Here is an 18,905-nt window from a genome sequence, read left to right on the forward strand (position 1 = left end):
AAAACCCAAAACAAAACCCGCAGCGGATCGCCTCCGCGCGGGTTAAACCAAACTCTTCCCGATGATCGCATCATGCCGGTGTTTTGCCCGACGTGTCAACGCGGCGAACGCGGACAAAGGATTCCCTCTCCCCACTCAGATATGTGGTGTGCAACGGGCTTGCTTCAAGCCCCCGACCCTGCCGTAGAACCCTCGACCCGAACACCATCAAACGCGAGGGGTCATCACATGCCTGTACTGCTTCCGACGTCCCGGACGCGCGGCCACGCCAAAGGGGTCGGCGCCCGCCACACGCAAGACCAAGTGAAAGACCATGCCGTGGTGATCGCCGGCGGTGGCCCGACCGGGTTGATGCTAGCCGCGGAGCTCGCGCTCGCAAATATCGCTGTCGCCGTCGTCGAACGGCGCGCCGATCAGGAACTGGTCGGCACGCGCGCCGGCGGCTTGCACGCGCGCAGCATCGAGATCCTCGACCAGCGCGGCGTCGCGGATCGTTTCCTGCGCGAAGGACAGATCACCCAGCTCGCGGGCTTCGCCTGGACCAGGCTCGACATCAGCGACCTCCCCACCCGGCACGCTTACGGGCTCGCACTGCGGCAGAGCCACATCGAGCGCATCCTGGCCGACTGGGTCAGCGAGCTCGCGGTGCCGATCTATCGAAACCGCGAGGTGACGGGTTTTGCGCAGGACGAGACCGGCATCGACGTGACGCTGTCCGGCGGCGAAACCTTGCGCGCGAATTATCTGGTCGGCTGTGACGGCGGCCGCAGCCTGGTGCGCAAGGCCGCCGGCATCGACTTCGCAGGCTCCGATCCGACGCTGAGCAACCTGATGGCCGAAGTCGAGATGCGCCGAGAACCAGCTTGCGAGCCCGCATGGGGCCTGCGCCATGACGCGCTCGGCTTTCACGGCCTCAGCAAGACCGAGAGCGGACGCGTGCTGGTGGTCGTGACGGAAGCAACGCTCGATCGGACCGGCGAACCCAGCTTGCGCGATCTCAGCGAAGCCCTCGTCGCCGTCTACGGCACCGACTTCGGACTCCACAACCCGTCCTGGATCTCCCGCTTCACCGATGCGGCGCGGCAGGCGGTGTCCTATCGCAAGCGTCGCGTGCTGCTCGCCGGCGATGCCGCGCATATCCATCACTCCGTCGGCGGACAAGGCCTCAACATTGGCGTGCAGGACGCCGTCAATCTCGGCTGGAAGCTCGCACAAGTGGTCAAGGGCCTGTCGCCCGACAGCCTGCTCGACACCTACCATTCCGAGCGGCATCCTGTCGGCGCGCGGACCTTGCGCAACACCATGGCGCAAATCGCCCTGCTCCGCCGCGGCGAGGACGGCCTCAAGGCCGCGCGTGAGGTCGTCTCCGAACTGCTCGGCATGGACGAACCGCGTAAGCGTTTTGGCGCGATGATGAGCGGGCTCGACGTGCACTATGATCTCGGCAAAGGACACGCACTGCTCGGGCGCCGCATGCCCGATCTCGATCTCACGGTCGAAGGGCGGCCGCTGCGACTGTTCACGCTGCTGCACGGCGCGCGCGGCTTGCTGCTCGATTTTGGCAAGGCAGGCGGCCTCGACATCGCGCCCTGGGCAGATCGCATCGATCTCGTCGAAGCGGACTATCACGGTGCATGGGAGCTCCCGTCCATCGGACAGGTCGCGGCGCCCAAAGCCGTGCTGGTGCGGCCCGACGGGCATGTCGCGTGGGTGGGAGACGAGAGCCAACGCGGACTCGCGGAGGCGATGACGAGGTGGTTCGGACCGGCTGCGGCGGAGGAGGACAAATCTATAAGTTCCGCTTTTTGGGTTAAAGCAGACCTAGGCTGACGACTTTGGCATTTCGCTTTTTGACCCATTGCGGACACTCGCACAGATCATTCGTACCGCAGCTCTAAGCTGTTTTCGGAAGCAACGGCCGGAAAAAAGACCGCTCATAACGAGTGAAACAGCGCGTCTCTTTCGCGAAGGCTACCGCCTTCTGAACGTCTGGATCTGCACCAGCGTCCTTGCGGTACTGTTCGTATGCCGCGAGGCTCGGAAAGCTAAACATCGCGAAGGCGACGTCGCTCTCTCCTTCGGACGGCAAGAAGTAGCCGTGATGGATACCGCCGAACCGCGGCATCAGGTCAAGCCACATTGCGCCGTAGGCCTCAAAGTCGGCGAGCTTGTCCGGGTCAACCTCGTAACGCAGGTAACAAGTAATCATCCTGTAGCGCTCCAGCGCAGAGTTGAACGGGCTCCTTGCTAAATCTCGGACGCTAGACGCGCGCCATACCAAACTCCGTAGAGTGCCATTGATCGAGGACACTGCGACGTCTCCTCTTGGCCCATAGCTGACCTACTATTGCGAGCTGAGCACGTCCGGTTTCGAAAACGAAGCGGACGTGGCTTGCGCCGCGGGCCAGCCGGATTTATGAGCCATCGGCCCAGCGGATCAAGTCTTCACAATACCCGGTTCAGGATTCGAATGTTGCGCCGGTCAGCGGCCTCTGCTGCGGTCGGCTTCGCGGGCGTGTTCGGCTCCACAGCCGGTTGCTCCGGTTTATATGCAAGCGCGTCGCGCATCCATTGGGGTAAACCGATCAGAGCCGCGTTCTCTTGCTGTGGATGCATATCTTTAGACTCCGGTGGAGTCGATGGCGTTGGTGTTTTCATTGCAATTCCTCGCCTGGAGACAAGACGAAGCGAAGCTTACGAAGCCTCGGGTTCGCGGGTCTCATTGTTGATTATCGATGGATGGTCCGGATGTACGATGATGCGTTCGATCCGTTGCAGCAATTCGCGCGGCCGTGCGTCCGTCGCCAAGGGCTGCACCGGCTTGCCCCACCCACGGTCGAGAATAGCGTTTGCGGCGGCCACCCGCGCAAAGGCATTCGCTGTCTCTCTGAACATGATGGCAGCAAGCACGTTGAGTGCGGCTTCGTTCTTGGCGCGTGCCAGGGTTTCGATATCGGCCAGCGTTGGCGCCCTGAAACCTTCACTCGCCACATGCTGCGCAACAGGAAGATGCAGCTCGGTCCTTCTCCTGAATTGGTCATTTGGAAATCCGTTTGTTAAATGACGAGTCTCCGAAAATAAAAAGCCCGCGGCGGATTGCTCCGCGCGGGCCGATCTTCAATGATGCTATTCTGCCAGTGTTTTGCCCGACGCGTCAAATCCATTGGCCCAAAGCGTCCGATAGCGTCCTCTCCGACCATCGTTTCATAGGTCCGCTAAGGGCCAGAAGCTGGCAGAACAATCGCCGGTCTTTCGACGCGATCATTTATAGCTTATCAACCTGAAGCATATATGTGAGAAGCGCAAACTACGGAACTGGAAATGAAGCGCGAGTTAGCCTTCGGCGGAACAGCTCAACCTGGCATTGGCGCTGGGCTCATTTTAGTTATGGGTCTATGTTTTTTCGCCCGGCAAGCAGCGGCGGCTTCCGACGAGCTGGAATATTTCCACGAGTGCGTGAAGCGAGAATTGCCAACTACTCTGCGCCTCTTCGTTATCAAAAATGGTCCCGATGGCTTAAACCGCGCCGAAGACAGCGCAAAGGCCGAGATCGCTAATAACTTATTTTCGGTTTGTAGACAGCGCGCAGTAGACAGCTCGCACCGCGTGGATGAACGGTCTTACGTTGACGACACCGTAGGATCATTCTTCAAGCAGATCCCTAGAATTGTCGAGCTACAGCGTCAAACAGAGCAGCTATGGAAGTCCAATCCTGATAAAGCGATCGAAGACCAAGCAGTGCGCACCTATCCCCTCTGCCTTGAGGGCACTGCACGAAGGTTAGCCCGAACTTCCAACGATCCTACCGATACTATCGAGCACGGGGCACTCGCAGCGTGCGAGAAAAGTCGACAGACCATCTTCGATACATATTCCAGCCATGGCAAATCCTATGACCGGGAAGCGATGAAGGCTTTGGAGCAGGAGTTTCATCGTAAGTTGCCTGACGTAGTTACGAGAACACGGGATGACGTACGGAAAGCCACGCAGCAATAGCCATTTCTTCTGCCCATGAAACAAATTTCGCTTTGGGTCACAAGCGGTCCTGGACCGGCTGCTCGTGTCAGGTGGCTACACCCCGGGGCGCAAGAAGCCGGTCGCTGACGCGACCGGCTCGCCACAAACCTCTGTTCTAACGCAAAACTATCAGCGGCCCAGCTTGCGCTCCACCTTCTTCCGGCTGCTGCCCACCTTCTTGACCGCCTTCTTCACGGCCGAGGCCGAGCGGCCCGTCTTCTTCGCCTCGTAGCCAACTTCGTATTTCTGCCCACCCGCCACGCGCGCGCGGTCCTGCTTGCGACCGCGAGTTGTCTGCTTCTTCGCTTTAGCCATGTTGCTCTCCTTGCATCTGTGAAACGCAAGAGGATTCAAACGGTTCCCCACGCCCATCAGGTCACGCCGACCAGCGGAACGAATCCGGCCACAAAGATTCGAATCAACGTGTTCGTTGCGTGGAGTTTGTCAGTGGCGTTGCAGCGTCAGCGTAGGCCGGGGGCGCTCGGGGTGAAAGCGCCCTTCCCCGACTTTATCGAACCGGCCTTGGCATCGGCGGTAGACCGTGTGCCATCCGGAGCGCGGTGGATTCACGAAATCAAGTTCGACGGCTACCGGGTGCAGCTTCATTTGGCCAACGAGGCCGTCACCGTCTACACCCGTCGCGGGCACGACTGGACCAAACGCTTCAAGAAAGTCGCCGACGACGCTTGGCACATCAAGGCGGGATCGGCGGTCATCGATGGCGAGGTTGTCGTCCCTGCTGCCGATGGCAGCACCGATTTTTCCGTCCTTCAGAACGAGCTCAAGGGCACATCGTCCAAGATCATGCTCGTCGCATTCGACCTGCTTTATCTGAATGGGCGAGACCTTCGCGGCCTGCCGCTGTTTCAGCGGAAGGCCGAGTTGAAGAAGATCATCTCCGGCACCGACGTGCAGTTCAGCGAGAGCTTTGAAATCGAAGGACGCGAGATGTTCGCGCATGCGTGCAAGGTTGGCCTTGAGGGCGTCGTCTCCAAGGTTCGCGACAGCACCTACAACAGCGGCCGCGGCAATAACTGGGTCAAGACGACTTGCGCACAGCGAGAGACGCTAACCATCGCCGGCTTCGCACTCGACGAAGGCAAATGGGACGGCATCTATCTCGGGCGGCATAAGGGAGATGATCTCATTTATGCGGGCAAGGTCGACCACGGTTTCGACAAGACGTCTGCCGCAGAATTGCAAAAACGATTGAAGCCGCTCATTCGCAAGACGCAACCTTACGCCAAGCGCATCGCGCACAAGGGCATCTGGGTCGAGCCGAAGCTGCTTGCGGAAATAGAGTATCGCGCCAAGTCGGCGGAGGGGAAGATCCGGCACCCCTTCTTTAAGGGCTTGAGAGAGGATCTGTGATGGATGCATTTGATCGATGGTGGATATGGGCCGGGAGCGCACTATGAGAGCTAAATTCCGCACAGAGGGTTGGCAGCCCAGGAGCGAGGAAGATCACTTTATGACTTGCCCGACCTGCGGCGAACGCTTCGACTGCCGTGACCTCGGCGAAGCGCTTGAGCACCAACACGGCGAACCGGTCGAGGAAGAGCCGACGCAGCACTGAGGCCGCCGGAGGTTTTCCACAGCCACGATAGGCAGTGGTTCGTCCAGCTTTTCGCCTACTACCCATCGATAATTTGCCAGCTTGGCCGGCTCATGGCTTTGATCGCCCATGACCACCAAGTCGCGCCAACATCTCTACGGCACTCAAATCAAGATATCGGCCGAACGCGCCAAGGAGGCGCGCAAGGAGGCCGACAAGCTTGCTTGCGCGGCGTGGAACTATCGGATGCTTGGCTATAAGGGCCCCGCGCAGCCATCGCCGACGATCGGAGATGCCGTTAACGCGGGTTTCCTATACCTCGAAGTGCGATGCCTTGGATGCGACACCAACCAGACCGTGGCGCTCGATATCGTCCGTCGTGCCAAGACGACGCCGGTGCATGAACTCGAACGCTACATGCGTTGCAAGGACTGTTCGCAAGTGCGAGGTTATCCTTACAAGCGGAGCGCACTTGTTGCGCTGCGCCCAACGAAAATCTCTGCTACCAATCCGGCCTCATATTGGTGGCCCGGCGAACGTTAGTATTTTGAGCAAGGGAATTCAAAATGGTTGGTGACGAGCCAAAAGCCGCTCGGAGAGGATAAGAGCTGGGAAGAGCTGAAGCTTATTCAGGAAATGCTTTCGAAGCTTTGGACCCTCTATCTCGCTTATTTTGCTTGGGTGCATACCGGCGTTTATGCCTCGCTTACATTGGCTATGGGGCTGGGTACGAAGGTACCAAATAGAGCCGCCGTACAACTGGCGGCAGTGATTTGCATCGTTTCCGAATTGTCTTCAATAGCAGCGACAATCGCACTCACCGCTTATTCGAAAAGAGCGCAGCGGCGGGTTAAAGCTATCATCGATGAGGGGAACTTTCACCCGGGGATCGATGGTGGCGCGCTATTCCCGGCACTGGTTCTTGATGTCGTGGCGCCCGCCTGCATCTTATCTTTCATCATCGGCGCGCTGGCCTGGATGTATGTTGCGGTGTGGCAGCCCTAGCTTTCAATCGAACATGTGCAATCTCTATTCGATCACCACCAACCAAGCCACGATAGCCGACCTCTTCCGAGTCGTCCGCCGCTATGAAGGTAATCTGCCGCCGATGCCGGGCGTGTTTCCAGATTACCCTGCACCCATCATTCGCGATGCGGGCGGCGAACGAGAGATGGTGCTGATGCGCTGGGGCATGCCGCCCCCTCCGCGTACCGGCGGCCCGCCCGTCACGAACATTCGCAACACCTCGTCGCCGCACTGGCGCGCGTGGCTCAAGCCGGAGCACCGCTGCCTCGTGCCAGTCAACAGCTTTGCCGAATACGCGCCGGAGCCCAACCCGGAGACGAAGAAGAAAGACATCGTGTGGTTTGCGCTCGCGGACGCCCGGCCGCTGTTCGCGTTCGCCGGGATCTGGACGACTTTCAATGGCGAGCGCGGCACGAAGTCGAAGCCCGTTCCAGGGCCGCACCAAGTGTACGGTTTTCTTACCACCACGCCGAACGCGGTCGTGGAGCCGATCCATCCGAAGGCAATGCCGGTGATCCTGACGACAAACGAAGAGCGGGATGTGTGGCTACGAGCGCCTTGGGATGAAGCCAAGGCGCTACAACGGCCGCTTAACGATGAGGCTCTTCACGTTGTAGCGCGCGGAGCTGAAAAGGAGGATGTAGCATCGTCACTCTGACTTTCCTTGCTCCTCAGAGTTTTTGAGGCTTCACGGGAACTGCAACGGCGCGTTCCACTCCTGCGTCGGCCGACCTGCCGATCCCACTTCCAAAATGAAGCAGGAACATTCCCGCCCTTGCCAAGTTTTCCCGATACCCTTCCCCAAGGGTGACCCCAATGGCCCCAGCTCAAATGCCCCCCAAGCCCCCGCGAGCTGGGGCCTCTTTTTGCCGCGCTGCACTTCCAAAAGATTCTTCCAAACAACTAGCAAATGACAACGACGGCTCGAAACCGGCGGCCTAGGCTTGATCCATCACCGCGCCTCACTCGGCATCGATCGGCAACGACAACGCCGGGGTTGCGCTCCGACTGCTCGCACGATGGACATGCGCCATGCAGAAGCGTCGACGTTTCAAGCAGACCACAACACTCACCGAACGGCTGGCCGAGGAGGCCACGCGGCTGCGCGAGGAAGCGCGCACGCTGGCGCCGGGGCGCCGCCGCGAGATGCTGCTGCGCCGCGCGCGGCAGGACGAGACCGCCATGCACATCGACGCCTGGCTGCAATCGCCAGGGCTGAGGGCCCCCACATGACCCAGCAATATCGCGCTTATCTGGTCGGCGACAACGGCGTGTTCCGCTCCGCCGAAGCGTTCGAGGCCGCCTCCGATGCGAACGCCCTCACCTTCGCGCAGCAGTTCACGCGGCACGGCAAGGTCGAGGTCTGGCAGCTCGGCCGCAAGATCGCCGTGCTCGAGCCCGAGCAATCCCCGCCGGAATTTCTCACGCGTCAATGATCGCGTGATGTCGAGGGCGGCCTGAAGGTCTCGAACGCGAACGAGAACTTGACCTGCATCACGGGACCCCTGGCATCGCGAACGTCGATCGCCATGGTCTGCCTGCCGCCCGCGGGCGGCGCGGAGAGGATGGCATCGCGCGCCATGTCCGCGACCGACTTGGCGGCCTCCGCCTGAACGGCGCGCGCGCTGGCCAGCTCCAACCCTTCCTCGTCGAGCGCTACACCGGTGTCGTCGCGCAGGTCGAAATAATATCGGGGCATTGCAGCATCCTTTGCCCGTAACAGGTCCGAAACGGCCAAAGGGTTTCCGGCGGCGGCGAAAAAATCTGGTGGAATCAACAGGTTCCGGGAACCCAGGGTTTCCCGACCTGCGCCCGCACGTCGCCTGCGTGTACCCATCTCAGGTCGATCCGGCAGGCAACGGGCGCCGACCGCGCCGCCCCTCCCCCGTCATCTCTCATTCCAACGAAGGAGGATTTCGCCTGCTGTGTGCGCGGCGTCACGGAAGCACGCGCCATCTCCGCCTATCACTCATCCCACGACGACGGCATGAGACAAAACAAACAACCAGACAGGTGGACCATGACGAAGACCTTGATGATCACGAAGATGGCGGCAGCGATCGTGTTGGCCAGTGTTGCGGCAGGCGTTGCGAGCAGCTCGGCGCAGGCCGGCTGGGGCGAGAACGGACAGTACGGCAACGCGCCGCAGGCGCGGCCCCAATTCGGTCCCCATTTCAACGGCTATGGCGGCAACGGCGGCCAGCGCCCGGTCGTCGTCTATCCCGGCCCGCGGCCGATGCCTCAGGTCAATGTCTATCCGCGGCCCGCGCCGCCGGTCTATATCCCGCCGCAGGTGGTGGTCCGGCCGGTCCAGTATCCGGTTGTCGTGAACAGGCCGGTGTACGTTCCGACGCCGCAGGTGGTGGAGAAGACGGTCGTCGTGCAGCGGCCCGCCGTGGTTGCGGCACCGGTCGCAGCGGCTGCGCCCACCCCGGTGGTCAACAACAACTGCAACTGCCTGGTGAAGGAATATCCGCAGGCCGGCGTCGTGGTGTTCAGGGATATCTGCACCAAGGAAAGCGCGACCTACACCAACCTGCCGCAGCAGACCACGCAGGCCGTGCTGCCGCCGACCCAGTAATCGCGGGAGCCGGGCTCATGATACGATGACCAAATCGAACGCGGCAGCATCGCTTGCCGCGTTCGTGTCTCTCCTTGAAGCGAAAGCGACAGGGGCGAAGCGACAGGGGCGAAACGACATTCGGCCCTTCACTCCTCCGCAAGCTTCCCGACGATATAGGCATCCACCGTCTCGGCGAACGAGCGCTGCACGCCGACCGCGGTCCCATGCTGGTCGAGCGCGTCGCGCTGGAGCACGCGCAGGCCGCGGCCACGCATGCAGGCCGGCGCCGTGTTCAAATATTGATCAATGGCGCCCTTTGCGAGCGGGATGGCCTTCGGGTCACCCCTTGCGATCAGAAGCCGCAAGAGGCTCTGGCATTCGGCCAAGCCTGGCATGGGATCAGCGCCTCACGCCTGCCGCAATTTCGCCGGCCGCTTGACCGGCTGGGTGTGGGTGCCGAACAGCGCCAGCAAAAACGCGACTTCTTCCTTCGAACCAACCTGGATCATGATGATCTCCTTTTCGCTAGGTTGGTCGGACGCAGCCGGCGGGGCGTTCGAGACAATCTGGTTTCAGCACTGTTTCAGGCGTGTTTCGTCGGGGCGCACCATGTCCATGGTCGCCTGAATAGGAACAGCTTGTGGGATCAGAAAGTTATTCGGGCGTCGGTCCGGATGCACGACCGGCACCCCTCCAACGGCCTCAGCTCGCCCCCCCGGGCTGGGGCCGTTTCTTCCCCGCGCGAATTCAACCCGAGCCCGCGTTCTGGTCTCGCATCGGCTTCTCCCAGGACAACTTGTTGCAGCCGGAGCACCGGAAGATGGCAATCGCCCCCTCGGGTGAACTCACCGCGTCGATGAATGTCATGGGCTTGTTGCACGCGGCACACATCGGCCGCTGCCTGCTGTCTCGGTTCGCCATGCGCGCAAACGCGGGACAGCGGAAGAGGTTTCTATCGTTCTGGAGGTTCAGGGTGCCAGATCTTCGGAACCTGCTGCTGAAGCAGTGCCATCGATGCCGCGATCTGCTCCCGCGAACGGCGCAGCATTTGTCGTGTCGCCTGGCTTGCATCGAGCTGGTGCATTTTCTGCCGGTCGAGATCCGCCTCGAATTCCTCGCGGGTGAGCATGACAAGCTCCCGTGTTCCTGCTCCATTCGCAGCGTACGCCGAGAGGCGATTGAGGACCGCCCAGAAGTGAACACAGGGCGGGATGCCCGCCTGCTGGCTTTCGACCCAGCCGGTCTCAGGGTCCGCGCTTCTGCGTGACGAGCCGCAGCGCGATGCCGTGCTGCCAGGCGCGCACCCTCACGGCGGCTTCGCTGCGACCAAGCTCGCCGGCGATCTCGTCCGGCCGCCAGCCGGCTTCGGCCAGCGCCTTCAGCCGCTCGTGCTCTTCCGCTGTCCACTTCTTCAACAACGGGTAGCGTGATTGCATGGTGGGGAGCTGTCTCGCCTTGCGTGGTCGATGCAGGCACAAGCGAGCGCAACAGGCGAAGTTCCTATCGGACGTTGTTCTGAGATCTGCGATGGGGCGTCCCGCAGATGGGCCGACGACGGCGCTCGCTCAGATCCAGACGTCCTCGCGGCACGAGTCGCAGCGATAGATCACGATCGAGCAATCGCGCCTCACGTCGAAGATCGACGTCAGGCAGCGCGTGCCCCTCTCGCATTTGGGACATGGCGGCCCCGGCTTGAAATGCTGATCCGGCCGCGTTGCCGGGCCTTGCTGTTCACTGCTCATCTCGTTCCTCATTGGAGGACTGAGTTCCTAAGTGCCAAAGTGGACATTCGTTCCTACGACGCGAGAAGCGCTTCTAATGGGCAGAGAGGGCCTAGACGCCCCATGATCGCGCGCGCTTGCCGTCGGCTTCGTCTTGAACCATCAAGCGGGCTTGTCCTGAACGATCAAGCCGGCTTGGTGTTGACGGGTCCCCCCCCCCCCGCAGTTCGTCCAGGCTCTCGAGTGTGCAGATGCGCGCGGCGCGGCGGGCCAGCTCGTCGTAATTTTCCGCCACCTTGCGCAGCACGTCCCGCGTCTCGGGATATTCGCAATTATCCGCCTTGGTGCGGAATTCTTCCGCCCGCATCCGCCAGTACCGCGGAGGGTGCATCCGCTCGGCTCCCATGGGCCACTCCCCTGGATTGGTCCAACTGTTCATGTTTCTTAATGAAGAGCACGTCCCGGAGTTCCCGCGCAGCTGTTCCGATTCCGATCACACGTGCAGATTGCGCACGGACTGCAGCCGACGACGACAGCATCGGCGCGGGAAAGATCGACTTTAGTTCAAATGCAGCAAAGCGGATTCGGCAGGATGCAAGGGGTTCGCGCGATGCTGGAACATGTCCCTTGCGATAGACGCAACGGGGATGGCTCGGAGAGATCGTCGATGTATGTCGTCGCCGCCGCGTTGCTGGTGCTGTCGGGACTGTTCTACTCCGCGAGCCATCACGAGATCGGCTCGTTCGGCGTTACCATGTGCACCTATGGCAGCGCGTTCTGCGACAACCCGCTGATCGTCTTTTCCGGCGCCGCGCTGGCCGGCGCCTGGGGCATGTTCGTCAGCATCAAGTAATCCCGACGCACGCGCTCTGGGGACACACGTCCCGCCGGTGTCCGTGCGCGGGTTGCGGACTGCGCGACGTCCAGCCATGGCAGTCCGGTCGAGGCCGGGATGCGCGCAGAAGTCGACACCGGGTATTCCCCGATGATGCACTTATACAGGTGTTTTGCCCGACGAGTCAAAGGCGATTAGCTTTATCAGAAATCAGCGAGGAGCCCGTTGCCGCGAGCCCGGGAACCTTGTTCCCTCATTAGCATTTGTGAAGGACGCGACCGACCGGACCCCTCCTGTCATGACCGACGATGCCCTCACCCCCACGAAATCCGCGCCGACGCTATTGCAGAGGCTGGGGCCGGGTCTCGTCACCGGGGCGGCCGACGACGATCCGTCCGGCATCGCCACCTATTCGCAGGCCGGCGCGCAATTCGGCTACGGACTGCTCTGGACGGTGTTTCTGACCACGCCGTTCATGATCGCCATCCAGCTCGTCAGCGCCCGGATCGGCCGTGTCACCGGCAAGGGGCTCGCAGCCAACGTCATGCAGATCGCGCCGCGCTGGGCGGTGCTGTCGCTCGTCGCCATGCTCGTCGCCGCCAACACCTTCAACATCGCCGCCGACATCGCCGCGATGGCGGAGGCGCTGTCGCTCGTGATCGGCGGCCTCAACCACGAGCACGCGCTGATCTTCGCGGCGGGCTCGACCCTGCTGCAGGTGTTCCTGCCCTATCGGCGCTATTCGCCGGTGCTGAAATTTCTCACCTTGGCGCTGTTCGCCTATGTCGCGACTGCCTTCACGGTCGAGATCCCGTGGAGCACGGCGCTGCTCGCGGCGGTGTGGCCGAAGACGAATGTCAGCGCCGATTATTTCATGATGGTCGTCGCCGTGCTCGGCACCACGATCAGCCCGTATCTGTTCTTTTGGCAGGCCTCGCAGGAGGTCGAGGAGATGAACCAGGGCAAGCGCGACAAGCCGTTGCGCGAGCTGAAGCGCGGCGGCAGTCCGGAGCTGGCGCGCATCCGGGCCGACACCCTCTCCGGCATGCTGCTCTCCAACGGCATCGCCTTCTTCATCATCCTCACCACCGCCTCGGTGCTGCACGCGAACGGCGTCACCAACATCAATTCGGCGACGGAGGCCGCCGAAGCGCTGCGGCCGCTCGCCGGCGACTTCACCTTCGCCCTGTTCGCGACCGGCATCATCGGCACCGGCCTGCTCGCGATTCCCGTGCTGGCGGGCTCGGCCGCTTACGGCGTGGCGGAGATCTTCGGCTGGCGCGCGACGCTGGAGGCGAAGCCAGACGAGGCGGTCGGCTTCTACACCATCATCGCCGCGGCGACCGCGATCGGCTTCGGCCTAGGGTTTACCGGGATCGACTCGATCCACATGCTGGTCTGGAGCGCCGTGCTCAACGGCATCGTCGCCGTTCCGATCATGGCCATGATGATGCTGATCGTGTCGAGCAAGGCGATCATGGGCCGCTTCAAGGGCCGCTCATGGCTCGTCGCGCTGGGCTGGCTCGGCACCGCGCTGATGGCGCTGGCCGTGCTGGCCCTGCTCGGCTCGTCCGCGATCGGCTGACCAGCCTTTCACTAACCTTGCGACAAGGCGGCCGATATCTGCGAGGCGATGACGAGGGCCGCGAACACGGCCGGCACGCTGATGAAGCGCAGGAATTGGTCGATCGAAAGCATCGCTGTCTCCCCCAAGACAAAAAGCATCTCCGCCCGCCGCGCTATTCCACCCCGTGCGCGGCGTGCTGATCGGCCGTCAGAAACTGATCGGAAATGGCGGCTCCACTCACCGTGAGCAGCGCCAGGATCGAAATCACAGCCAGAACTTTCATGGCCGGAGGGTCGATCCCGATTGTGGCCAAAAACGTCAAAGCATGGTCCCTTTTCAGGACGATCCCGGGAAAGATCATGGCTGTCCCCACCGGATTCCGCGGACTTTCCCGCCGAAGAAAGGCGGCAAAGCGCCCCCGGCGCAGCTCCCCGGGCTTCACTGCGCAGGGCCATTAGCTTAACAGTTGCGGCTGGAGCGGGGCTTGCGAGCCGGCCAAAACAAAAAAGGACCCAGCCGGGTCACAGGGAGCGACATGACCAAATCGTCGAAAGCAACGAGTCTCGAAATTCTCGCCTGCGACGCCGGCTGGAGAAACTACCACTTCGTCAAGCTGACGACCGAGGACGGCATCGTCGGATGGAGCGAGTTCGACGAGGGCTTCGGCTCGCCCGGCGTCGGTGCTGCGATCCAGCGCCTGTCCGCCCGCGTCGTCGGGCAGAACGTCTTCCGGCACGAGCGCATCTACGCAGAGCTGTTCGCGGCCACGCGTCCCGCCGCCGGCGGCGTGGTGGCGCAGGCGCTCGGCGCGATCGAGAATGCGCTGCTCGATGCCAAGGCGAAGTGTCTCGGTGTGCCCTGCTACGAACTGCTCGGGGGCAAGATCCGCGACCGTGTCAGGGTCTATTGGTCGCATTGCGCGACGTGGCGGATCAATCATCCGTCCTGGTACAAACCGCCGATCGAGAACCTCGACGGCGTCAAGGCAATTGGACGCGAGGTCCGCGAGAACAAGTTCACCGCGCTCAAGACCAACATTTTCTCCTACGACGACGGCAAGCCAACCGGTTGGCGACCGGGCTTCGGCTCGCCCTTCGCCCCCGAAATCAACGTCGATCGCAAGATCCTGCGCGACCTGCGCATGCATCTGGAAGCGATCCGCGACGGTGCAGGCCCTGATGTCGACATCCTGCTTGACTGCAACTTCAACGCCAAGACCGAGGGCTATCTGGAGATCCTGCGCACCATTGCGGACCTCGACATGTTTTGGATCGAGATCGACAGTTTCAATCCGGAAGCGCTCGGTTACATCCGCAGGCAAAGTCCGCATCCGATCTCGTCCTGCGAGACGCTATTGGGCTTGCGGGAATTCCTGCCCTATTTCCGCGAACAAGCCATGGACGTCGCAATCATCGACACGCCCTGGAACGGCGTCTGGCAGTCGATGAAGATCGCAGCCGCTGCGGAAGCGTTCGAAGTCAACGTTGCGCCGCATAATTTCTACGGTCATCTTTGCTCGATGATGAACGCGCATTTCTGCGCCGCCGTGCCGAACCTGCGCATCATGGAGATCGACATCGATCGCCTGGCGTGGGACCGCGAGCTTTTCACGCATGAGCCTGAAATTCAGAACGGCCATCTGATCATTCCGGACCGGCCCGGCTGGGGCACCGATCCGAACGAGGAAGCCCTTCGCGCGCATCCGCCCAAGACCAGCGGCGGATTGCTCAACTACGGCCGCAAGGGCTAGAGCGTCTTACGGCGTCACTGGATTGACGGTCGGGGACGTCTTTGGCCCCGGCCGCGCCGGCTCGATCGGTGATTTCGGTTCGGTCGGGAGCACTGCGGCGCCTGCGGCGCGCGCGGCTTCGCCCGTGGTTGCGTACATCGCAACGTGGGCGGGCTGCGTCTTGGCCCGATTCCATGGTCCGTGATCGACGATGAGCATCGCAGCAATCGTCACCGCGGCCACAATCAACGCGATCACGCCGGGATGGCGAAGCGCTGAGGACATGGAATTTGCGAAGCGATCCGTTGCCATCGTGGGATCCATAGGTTTTTCCTCTCGCAGGTTAATGCAATCGGGTCCTGCGAGTTCCGCCCATGGCCAAGCAAGTTCCAAGCGAGGAACCTGAACGCCGCACGGCGTTCAGTGTTTCACATCCGGCCGGGTATCGCCGACGAACCGGTCGCGGTTCGGCATTTTGACAGCCGCAAGCGATTTGGCATCGAGCGTCGCATCCGCTCCTACCAGTCCATTCAGGTTCAGGATGTACGCGGAGACCGCATAAACCTCCTCATCGCTTAACGATTGCGGCGCGTTCTGCGGCATCGCGCGGCGGATGTAGTCGAACAGCGTCGGCGCATACGGCCAATAGCTACCGACCGTGCGGATCGGCTTTGGCGTTGCGATCGTGCCCTGCCCACCGACGAGCCGGTCACCGAGCCCGCCCTCGCCCTTGTCGCCGTGACATGATGCACATTGCTGGGCGAACACCTCGCGCCCATGGCTGACCGAGCCACTTCCCTTCGGCAGATTGCTGCCGTCGCGTCCGATGTCGATATTCCAGCCCGCGATCTCCGCAGCTGTCGCGGGGCGTCCGAGGCCGTACAGGCTTTGTGCTTGCGCTCCGCTCGCGAACGCACACAGCACGATGGCGACAGCAATGCCGCAAGTCTCACGCCAGCGCATTGGTCACCTCGCCGTCGGCCGCGATGCGCCACGGCCAGATCGCGTTGTTGTGGTAGAAATAGTTCTCGCCGCGTACCGCGAGCAACTCGGAGAGCGTCGGCTGCACATAGCCGGTCTCGTCGATGGCACGGCTCTGGATTAGGGCAGGCTTGCCGTCCCAGCGCCAGGGGACGCGAAAACGCGTCAACGCACGCGTCAGCACCGGCTCCTGCAATTGCGCGCTTTGCCAACTTTTTCCCTCGTCGACGGACACTTCGACGCGCGCGATCTTGCCATGCCCGCTCCAGGCGATGCCGGTGATCTCGTGGAAGCCAGGCGCGCTCAGACGTTGGCCGCCCGAGGGCCGTGTGATGATCGACTTCGCCTCCATGTAGAACGAAAATTCACGCGCTGTGCCGTCCGGCAGAAGGTCGGTGTATTTCGAGGTCTCCTCGCGCGAATAAACTGGCTCAGCCGCCACATGCAGGCGGCGCAGCCACTTCACGCTCATATTGCCCTCGAAGCCCGGCAGGAACAACCGCAGCGGATAGCCCTGCTGCGGGCGCAGCCGCTCGCCGTTCTGGCTGTAGACCAGCATGGCGTCCTCAAGGCATTTCTCGATCGGGATGCTGCGGGTCAGCGCAGCCGCGTCGGCGCCCTCGGCAACGACCCATTTGGCTTCCGGCTTCAGCCCGGCCTCTTGCAGCACCAGCTTGAGGCTGACGCCGGTCCATTCTGCACAACTCACCAGACCCACAAGGTCCGACGCTGTCTTGCCGTAAGGCTTGCTGTAGCCGGGATTGCCGGAGCATTCGAGAAAGTGGACGCGCGATTCCGACGGGAAACGCCTGAGATCGTCCATTGTGAAGATCAGCGGGCGCTCGACCAGCCCGTGCAGCATCAACCGGTGCTGGGCCGGATCGATGGTCGGAACGCCGCCATGATGCCGCTCGTAGAACAGTCCATTCGGCGTGATGATGCCGTCGAGCTCCTGCAATGGCGTCCGGCTGGAGGCCGAGATGTACTGCTTGAGAGTCTTCGAGATGTTCTTAACGACGCCCTTCTCGAACGACGATGGCGCGCCGTAGAGCTGGCCCCCCGTCGGTTCGCCGGGCACCTTCATCCATTCGGGAATGTTGGGTGGAAGGTTGTCGGTCCCGGCGGCAATCGATGCGCCGGCGCCCAGGACAGTACCACCCGCAGCGGCAGCACTGCCGCGCAGAAAGCGGCGGCGAGTCGTCCCCGCTGGTTTGTCGGCGGCGTCGAACGTGCGGCTCATTTGCGGATCCTCGGTTGAAGCGCGACCCGCATGAAACATTCTGCGACGAGCATTTGCAATTCGCACCTGTTTCAAAAACAGGCGATTTCGATCTGGACTGATCTAAATCCGGTGGCGGCGACGGCAATTCTCTTCTTCGCAACGCACAAACGGCTTGTCCGTCACTCGCCCGGCGCGATCGCATTGCTCGGGGTCGGCCGGTCGGCGATCTGCTGGCCGAACAGGCTGCCGATCAATTCGACCGCGGTGCGCGCGGTGCGGCCACGCTCGTCGAGGAACGGATTGAGCTCGACGATGTCGACTGAACCGACTAAGCCGGAATCGTGCAGGAGCTCCATGATCAGATGCGCCTCGCGATAGGTCGCTCCACCCGGCACCGTCGTGCCCACGCCAGGTGCGACGCAGGGGTCGAGAAAATCGACGTCGAAGCTGACATGCAGTACGCCGTTGCTGGCCCTGACGCGCTCGATGACGCGGCGGATCAGCACGGCGACGCCGAATTCGTCGATCTGGCGCATGTCGACAACCCTGATCCGGCGCGAGCGCATCAACTCTTTTTCGAGCTTGTCGATCGAGCGCGCGCCGAACAGGTCGAGCCTGTCGGGATCGATCGAGGCGCGCGGATCGTCGCCCAGCAATCCGTCGAGGCCGGGTTCACCGCAAAGGAATGCCGCCGACATGCCGTGCATGTTCGCGGTGATCGTCGTCTCTGGCGTGTTGTAGTCGGCATGGGCATCGAGCCAGAGCACGAACAGTTCGCGTCCGCGCTCCTGCCAGTGACGGGCCATGGCATTCACCGATCCCATTGACAACGTGTGATCGCCGCCGAGAAAAATCGGCAGCGCGCCGGTTTTCGCGATCTCGTAGCCTCTGCGGCTCAGCACGCGCGTCCATCGTTGGATTTCGCGGTAGTGATTGGCTTTGTCCGGGGGCCTGTCTGCGAGATCCCGGAGCTCGGCCACCGAGAGATCGCCGCAATCGACGACCTCGAAATCCAAGCTCTCGAGCAGCGTCGCAAGGCCGGCGGTGCGGAGCGCCGCAGGGCCCATCAGGGTACCGCGCTGCGAAGCCCCCATGTCGATGGGAGCACCGAGCAAGGCGATGCGCCGGGCTCGATCCGTCGTGGTCCGGTCGGTCACAGCTGCCTCCTGAGATCAGCAAGATTGAGCCAGCCTAACAGAGATTCGCATCCGTCGTTTCACGGGGGCGGTCCGCGCAGGGGCGCATCGCTTCGGAACAAATGCCCGCGCGCCGAATTGCTCATTCAAGGCCGGTACCCGCCGTAAAAACCACGGCGCCTGTCGCGGATAGCCAAAGGTCATCTGACCCGCTGTTCAGAACGAGCGCTCGCGCGGATAGCCAAAGGTATCGGCCTCCGTCACATGATCAGCCCGGAGGTCGCGCACTTGAGCACGGAGATCCCGCAGTCCACCTCACATCCTGGCATGGCCGAGCGCGCCATCGATGCCGCGACGGACGTATCCCGCACCATTGGTGAAGTCGCGGGTGGCCTGCATGCAGCTGTCGACCGCATGACCGCTGCTATCGACGAAGCGCGAAAGCCGGGCCGGCCCCTCGCGACCGTCGCTGCGATCACGCGCGAAGCGCCACTCGCCAGCCTGTTCGTTGCTTTCCTGTTCGGGGTCGCGGTCGCGCGTCGGCGCTAGAAAT

Annotated in this window: 28 protein-coding genes; 13 read left to right on the forward strand and 15 right to left on the reverse strand. The window is 62.2% G+C overall.

The window, feature by feature from the left end; genetic code table 11:
* Nucleotides 1-228: 228 nt before the first annotated feature.
* A complete protein-coding gene (locus AC0L20_RS32945) occupies nucleotides 229-1,830 on the forward strand; it encodes an FAD-dependent monooxygenase (protein ID WP_473294699.1) in 1,602 nt (533 codons plus the stop codon).
* Nucleotides 1,831-1,894: 64 nt separating this feature from the next.
* Here the strand turns inward: AC0L20_RS32945 and AC0L20_RS32950 are convergent, their stop codons facing one another.
* From AC0L20_RS32950 to AC0L20_RS32960, 3 genes are all read right to left on the reverse strand, one after another.
* Complete coding sequence (locus tag AC0L20_RS32950) at nucleotides 1,895-2,209, reverse strand: NIPSNAP family protein (protein ID WP_473294700.1); 315 nt, start codon at nucleotides 2,207-2,209, stop codon at nucleotides 1,895-1,897.
* A 236-nt stretch (nucleotides 2,210-2,445) separates the two neighbouring features.
* Nucleotides 2,446-2,658, reverse strand: coding sequence for a hypothetical protein (locus tag AC0L20_RS32955; protein ID WP_473294701.1), 213 nt, complete (start codon nucleotides 2,656-2,658; stop codon nucleotides 2,446-2,448).
* Nucleotides 2,659-2,694: 36 nt separating this feature from the next.
* Nucleotides 2,695-2,991: a hypothetical protein gene (locus AC0L20_RS32960; RefSeq protein WP_473294702.1), complete on the reverse strand. Its 297-nt coding sequence runs from the start codon at nucleotides 2,989-2,991 to the stop codon at nucleotides 2,695-2,697.
* A gap of 330 nt (nucleotides 2,992-3,321) precedes the next feature.
* Between AC0L20_RS32960 and AC0L20_RS32965 the strand changes: the two genes are divergently transcribed.
* Nucleotides 3,322-3,996, forward strand: coding sequence for a hypothetical protein (locus tag AC0L20_RS32965; protein WP_473294703.1), 675 nt, complete (start codon nucleotides 3,322-3,324; stop codon nucleotides 3,994-3,996).
* Between the two features lie 150 nt (nucleotides 3,997-4,146).
* Here AC0L20_RS32965 and AC0L20_RS32970 read toward each other — a convergent pair whose 3' ends face one another.
* On the reverse strand, nucleotides 4,147-4,332 hold the full coding sequence (locus AC0L20_RS32970; RefSeq protein WP_007601546.1) for a DUF3606 domain-containing protein: 186 nt from the start codon (nucleotides 4,330-4,332) through the stop codon (nucleotides 4,147-4,149).
* A gap of 132 nt (nucleotides 4,333-4,464) precedes the next feature.
* Between AC0L20_RS32970 and ligD the strand changes: the two genes are divergently transcribed.
* From ligD to AC0L20_RS33000, 6 genes are all read left to right on the forward strand, one after another.
* The gene (gene ligD / locus AC0L20_RS32975; RefSeq protein ID WP_473294704.1) at nucleotides 4,465-5,388 is read left to right on the forward strand and encodes a non-homologous end-joining DNA ligase; all 924 of its coding nucleotides are present in this window, start codon (nucleotides 4,465-4,467) and stop codon (nucleotides 5,386-5,388) included.
* Between the two features lie 313 nt (nucleotides 5,389-5,701).
* Nucleotides 5,702-6,115, forward strand: a complete 414-nt coding sequence (locus tag AC0L20_RS32980; RefSeq protein ID WP_473294705.1) for a hypothetical protein — start codon at nucleotides 5,702-5,704, stop codon at nucleotides 6,113-6,115.
* Nucleotides 6,116-6,145: 30 nt separating this feature from the next.
* Nucleotides 6,146-6,577 carry a hypothetical protein gene (locus AC0L20_RS32985; protein ID WP_473294706.1) on the forward strand — a complete coding sequence of 144 codons (432 nt, stop codon included), beginning with the start codon at nucleotides 6,146-6,148 and terminating at the stop codon, nucleotides 6,575-6,577.
* 13 nt (nucleotides 6,578-6,590) lie between these two features.
* Nucleotides 6,591-7,256: an SOS response-associated peptidase gene (locus tag AC0L20_RS32990; protein WP_473294707.1), complete on the forward strand. Its 666-nt coding sequence runs from the start codon at nucleotides 6,591-6,593 to the stop codon at nucleotides 7,254-7,256.
* A 374-nt stretch (nucleotides 7,257-7,630) separates the two neighbouring features.
* On the forward strand, nucleotides 7,631-7,831 hold the full coding sequence (locus AC0L20_RS32995; protein ID WP_473294708.1) for a hypothetical protein: 201 nt from the start codon (nucleotides 7,631-7,633) through the stop codon (nucleotides 7,829-7,831).
* The gene (locus tag AC0L20_RS33000) at nucleotides 7,828-8,034 is read left to right on the forward strand and encodes a hypothetical protein (RefSeq protein ID WP_473294709.1); all 207 of its coding nucleotides are present in this window, start codon (nucleotides 7,828-7,830) and stop codon (nucleotides 8,032-8,034) included. The genes AC0L20_RS32995 and AC0L20_RS33000 overlap by 4 nt, the downstream gene beginning before the upstream one ends.
* Here the strand turns inward: AC0L20_RS33000 and AC0L20_RS33005 are convergent.
* On the reverse strand, nucleotides 8,028-8,297 hold the full coding sequence (locus tag AC0L20_RS33005) for a DUF6894 family protein (protein WP_456768914.1): 270 nt from the start codon (nucleotides 8,295-8,297) through the stop codon (nucleotides 8,028-8,030). The genes AC0L20_RS33000 and AC0L20_RS33005 overlap by 7 nt on opposite strands.
* Nucleotides 8,298-8,618: 321 nt before the next feature.
* Here AC0L20_RS33005 and AC0L20_RS33010 point away from each other — a divergent pair, with 321 nt between their 5' ends.
* Nucleotides 8,619-9,179 (forward strand): hypothetical protein, encoded by a 561-nt coding sequence (locus tag AC0L20_RS33010; protein ID WP_473294710.1) that lies wholly within the window; start codon nucleotides 8,619-8,621, stop codon nucleotides 9,177-9,179.
* A gap of 128 nt (nucleotides 9,180-9,307) precedes the next feature.
* On the opposite strand, the gene AC0L20_RS33015 is transcribed toward AC0L20_RS33010, so the two are convergent.
* From AC0L20_RS33015 to AC0L20_RS33035, 5 genes are all read right to left on the reverse strand, one after another.
* Nucleotides 9,308-9,556, reverse strand: coding sequence for a hypothetical protein (locus AC0L20_RS33015; RefSeq protein ID WP_007612758.1), 249 nt, complete (start codon nucleotides 9,554-9,556; stop codon nucleotides 9,308-9,310).
* A gap of 557 nt (nucleotides 9,557-10,113) precedes the next feature.
* A complete protein-coding gene (locus tag AC0L20_RS33020) occupies nucleotides 10,114-10,290 on the reverse strand; it encodes a hypothetical protein (RefSeq protein WP_473294711.1) in 177 nt (58 codons plus the stop codon).
* 115 nt (nucleotides 10,291-10,405) lie between these two features.
* Nucleotides 10,406-10,597 (reverse strand): hypothetical protein, encoded by a 192-nt coding sequence (locus tag AC0L20_RS33025; RefSeq protein WP_027519295.1) that lies wholly within the window; start codon nucleotides 10,595-10,597, stop codon nucleotides 10,406-10,408.
* 129 nt (nucleotides 10,598-10,726) lie between these two features.
* A complete protein-coding gene (locus tag AC0L20_RS33030) occupies nucleotides 10,727-10,903 on the reverse strand; it encodes a hypothetical protein (RefSeq protein WP_473294712.1) in 177 nt (58 codons plus the stop codon).
* Between the two features lie 91 nt (nucleotides 10,904-10,994).
* The gene (locus AC0L20_RS33035) at nucleotides 10,995-11,288 is read right to left on the reverse strand and encodes a hypothetical protein (RefSeq protein ID WP_473294713.1); all 294 of its coding nucleotides are present in this window, start codon (nucleotides 11,286-11,288) and stop codon (nucleotides 10,995-10,997) included.
* Nucleotides 11,289-11,549: 261 nt separating this feature from the next.
* Between AC0L20_RS33035 and AC0L20_RS33040 the strand changes: the two genes are divergently transcribed.
* Nucleotides 11,550-11,735, forward strand: a complete 186-nt coding sequence (locus tag AC0L20_RS33040) for a hypothetical protein (protein ID WP_007612773.1) — start codon at nucleotides 11,550-11,552, stop codon at nucleotides 11,733-11,735.
* A gap of 280 nt (nucleotides 11,736-12,015) precedes the next feature.
* Nucleotides 12,016-13,302 (forward strand): NRAMP family divalent metal transporter, encoded by a 1,287-nt coding sequence (locus tag AC0L20_RS33045; RefSeq protein WP_473294714.1) that lies wholly within the window; start codon nucleotides 12,016-12,018, stop codon nucleotides 13,300-13,302.
* A gap of 154 nt (nucleotides 13,303-13,456) precedes the next feature.
* Here AC0L20_RS33045 and AC0L20_RS33050 read toward each other — a convergent pair whose 3' ends face one another.
* Nucleotides 13,457-13,645 carry a hypothetical protein gene (locus tag AC0L20_RS33050; RefSeq protein ID WP_473294715.1) on the reverse strand — a complete coding sequence of 63 codons (189 nt, stop codon included), beginning with the start codon at nucleotides 13,643-13,645 and terminating at the stop codon, nucleotides 13,457-13,459.
* 174 nt (nucleotides 13,646-13,819) lie between these two features.
* Here AC0L20_RS33050 and AC0L20_RS33055 point away from each other — a divergent pair, with 174 nt between their 5' ends.
* Entirely contained in the window at nucleotides 13,820-15,034 is a 1,215-nt protein-coding gene (locus tag AC0L20_RS33055) for a mandelate racemase/muconate lactonizing enzyme family protein (RefSeq protein WP_473294716.1), read from the forward strand.
* A 6-nt stretch (nucleotides 15,035-15,040) separates the two neighbouring features.
* Here AC0L20_RS33055 and AC0L20_RS33060 read toward each other — a convergent pair whose 3' ends face one another.
* The 4 genes from AC0L20_RS33060 to rocF form a co-directional block, all read right to left on the reverse strand.
* Complete coding sequence (locus tag AC0L20_RS33060) at nucleotides 15,041-15,325, reverse strand: hypothetical protein (protein ID WP_473294717.1); 285 nt, start codon at nucleotides 15,323-15,325, stop codon at nucleotides 15,041-15,043.
* A gap of 108 nt (nucleotides 15,326-15,433) precedes the next feature.
* A complete protein-coding gene (locus AC0L20_RS33065) occupies nucleotides 15,434-15,976 on the reverse strand; it encodes a c-type cytochrome (protein ID WP_473294718.1) in 543 nt (180 codons plus the stop codon).
* Nucleotides 15,963-17,234, reverse strand: a complete 1,272-nt coding sequence (soxC, locus tag AC0L20_RS33070; protein WP_473294719.1) for a sulfite dehydrogenase — start codon at nucleotides 17,232-17,234, stop codon at nucleotides 15,963-15,965. Before soxC ends, AC0L20_RS33065 begins: the two co-directional genes overlap by 14 nt.
* Before the next feature lie 161 nt (nucleotides 17,235-17,395).
* Nucleotides 17,396-18,373, reverse strand: a complete 978-nt coding sequence (gene rocF / locus AC0L20_RS33075; protein WP_473294720.1) for an arginase — start codon at nucleotides 18,371-18,373, stop codon at nucleotides 17,396-17,398.
* Nucleotides 18,374-18,616: 243 nt separating this feature from the next.
* On the opposite strand from rocF, the gene AC0L20_RS33080 reads away from it, so the two are divergent.
* Nucleotides 18,617-18,901 (forward strand): hypothetical protein, encoded by a 285-nt coding sequence (locus AC0L20_RS33080; protein ID WP_456768903.1) that lies wholly within the window; start codon nucleotides 18,617-18,619, stop codon nucleotides 18,899-18,901.
* The last annotated feature ends 4 nt before the right edge of the window (nucleotides 18,902-18,905 follow it).

The sequence above is a fragment of the Bradyrhizobium sp. Kon58 genome (assembly GCF_055807455.1).